This window comes from Ralstonia sp. VS2407 (genome assembly GCF_052950655.1).
On the sequence record NZ_JBRFVG010000108.1, the window covers coordinates 1 to 568 of the forward strand.

Annotated in this window: 1 protein-coding gene; it reads right to left on the minus strand. The window is 74.8% G+C overall.

Going from position 1 to position 568, the window contains the following annotated elements; translation table 11 throughout:
* Positions 1–380 precede the first annotated feature (380 nt).
* Positions 381–568, minus strand: a 188-nt coding sequence (locus tag ACU8YE_RS24095; protein ID WP_446929878.1) for a hypothetical protein, incomplete at its 5' end; no start/stop codon positions are given.

The following is a 568-nucleotide window of genomic DNA, read 5'->3' on the forward strand; positions in this document are numbered from 1 at the left end:
TCGCTGGTTCCTCGACCGGATCGCGACGCACATCCTCGCGTTCGAAGGCGATTCGCAGGTCACGTTCTTCGACGGCAACTACCAGGAGTACGAGGCCGACAAGCGCGCGCGCCTCGGCGAGGAGGCGGCGAAGCCGAAGCGTCTGCGCTACAAGCCGATCAGCCGGTAACGAACGGCCGGCGCGCGAACGCGTGCGCCGGCGCAGGCGTCGGCGCCGCGCGCGGCGGCGGCTTTCCGCGGGCGGCGCGCCGCGCACGTCGCGGCGGCAGCCGGCCCGCCGCGCGCGACACGGGCGGCGCGAACCGCCGCCGCACCGCAAGCGCGGCGACATGAATGGCGGTTCGAAGGTTCGGTCGGCGATCGCGCTTTCGAGCCGCCATTCACGTCGCCCGTTTTCTTAAGCCCGCCACCGGCGCCTTACCGCCCGGCGCAAGTCCCCGCGAACGGGCTCGCGGCGACGGCGCGCCGCGCCGCGCCGCCGCATCGCCGCGCATCACCCGCGCCGTCAGCCAAGCGCGCCCAGCTCGCGCAGCCGCGCCCGCGTCGCCGCGGCGCTCGTGTGATGAAT